This window comes from Pseudomonas sp. BS-2016, assembly GCF_001806145.1.
In the GTDB taxonomy this organism is placed as follows: Bacteria; Pseudomonadota; Gammaproteobacteria; order Pseudomonadales; family Pseudomonadaceae; genus Aquipseudomonas; species Aquipseudomonas lundensis.
Map to the genome: position 1 here is coordinate 1 of NZ_MLCT01000196.1, position 1,977 is coordinate 1,977.

Consider the following 1,977-nt stretch of genomic DNA (forward strand, 5'->3'; position numbering starts at 1 on the left):
TGCCCTTGGGGTGGTCGGCATCACCGTCGCCTGCGTCGAAGATCGCCACGTACAAGGTGCCGTGGTCGAGCAGGTCTTTGTTGGCCTTATGGTTGTTGTGGTTGATCTGATCGCGGCTGATGAACTTGTAGATGAATTCACCGCGTTCATCGTCGCCCATGTACACCACGGCGCGACCGTCACGGGTTTCGGCGAGGGCCGCGTTTTCGTGTTTGAAGCGCCCCAGGGCCGTGCGTTTGACTGGGGTGGATTGCGGATCGAACGGGTCGATTTCCACCACCCAACCATGGCGATTGAGTTCGTTGGGGTTCTTGGCCATGTCAAAGCGCGGGTCGTGCTGATGCCAGTTGATGTCTTTGCTGGCGGCCACCACGCCGTAGCGCTTCTGCCCTGCGTCGAAGGTTTGCTGCGGGTTGCTGCTGCCGAAGCAGTCGGTGAAGTTTTCTTCGCAGGTCAGGTAGGTGCCCCACGGCGTCTTGCCGTTGGCGCAGTTCTGGAACGTGCCGAGGACTTTTTTGCCGCTCTTGTCGGCGCCGGTTTTCAGCCAGTCATGGCCGGCGGCAGGGCCACTCAAACGAATCGGTGAATTGCCGTGGATGCGCCGGTTGTAGCGCGAATCCTGGACGAACTGCCAGGTGTCACCCTTGCGGCGCACTTCGATCACCGACACGCCTTCGCTGGCCAGGGCCTTGCGCACGTCTTCGGTAGATTGTGGCGCGCCGCCGTGGGCGTAGAGGTAGCGATAGTTGGTGTATTCGTTGTTGATCGCCATCAGCGCGCGGTTGTCGTCGCCGGGGAATGGAAACAGGCTCATGCCGTCGTTGTTGTCGCCGAACTGTTGTTCCTGAGCCTTGGCGGTGCCATGGCCGGACGGGTCGAAAGCCGGGGCGTTGTTGTGCAGGGGCTGGCCCCAACTGATCAACACCGAAGCACTGTAGCCCGGTGGCAGGGTGATGGTGTCGCTGGTGGCGGCGGCGATGCTGGTGAACCCCAGCAACGGGCTGGCGGTAGCGGCATTCACGGCCAGGGCGCTGCGGCTCAGCAGGTTGCCGCCGAGAAACATCGCGGCGCCGCACAGGGCGCCTGCGCCGATAAAGCGACGGCGGGTCAGGCCCACCATCTGTTCAAGGTCGGTGGCTTGGTTTTCTTCTAATAGGCTCATCACAGGCTCCTTAAGGTTTTTGCAGACACCTTAAGCAGCGCTTGTGACCGAATTGTTGCAGCTTGAAGACGCGCGCCCGTTACACCGGGGTGCCAAGCAACACATGGCTGGGTGCAAACTGCACGCGGATCGGCTGGCCCTGCGCCGCATCAATGGCCTTGAGTGCGACGGGCGGCGCCAGCGCGCACAACACTTGGCCGTTAGGCAGGGCAATACGCACCTCGCTGGGGCCGTCTTCGGCGGCGAGAATGGTCTCGATCCTGCCTTCCAGGCAATTGTGTCCAAGTGTTTCAGCTTGTCCGTCCGCCAGTAATTCAAGCCACCCGGCCTTGATCAGGGCCACTACTTCCACACCGGTCTGCAGTTCCAGGCGCAGGGTGCTGTCGTGGGTGATCTGTGCGTCGAGGTGCAGGCCGCCGGCCAATTGCAGGCGGATCATGTCGTTGTGGCCATGGCTCTCTATGGTGCTGACCTGGCCGTGCAATTGGTTGCGCGCGCTGGTGCGCAGCATCAAGCGGCCCAGCAGGTTGAAGTCGCTGGCCGCTTCGTCCGAGCCAAGGATCTCGGCCTGAAGCAGTTGCAGGCGCTGATAGAGGCGCAGCACCCGTTCGCCTTCCTGAGTCAGTTTGGCGCCGCCACCGCCCTTGCCACCGACGCTGCGTTGCACCAGCGGTTTTTGCGCCAGGTTGTTCAGTTCATCAATGGCGTCCCAGGCGGCCTTGTAACTCAACCCGGCACTCTTGGCCGCACGGGTGATGGAGCCCTGCTCGGCGATATGCCCCAGCAAGGCAATACGCTGGGGGCGGCGGATGATG

At 62.3% G+C, this 1,977-nt stretch carries 2 protein-coding genes; both read right to left on the bottom strand.

Annotated features, from left to right (window positions below):
- On the bottom strand, window positions 1-1,162 hold a 1,162-nt coding region (locus BKD70_RS23720; RefSeq protein ID WP_139145838.1), incomplete at its 3' end, for a PhoX family phosphatase.
- Between the two features lie 79 nt (window positions 1,163-1,241).
- On the bottom strand, window positions 1,242-1,976 hold the full coding sequence (locus BKD70_RS23725) for a TOBE domain-containing protein (protein WP_256543298.1): 735 nt from the start codon (window positions 1,974-1,976) through the stop codon (window positions 1,242-1,244).
- Window position 1,977 lies beyond the last annotated feature (1 nt).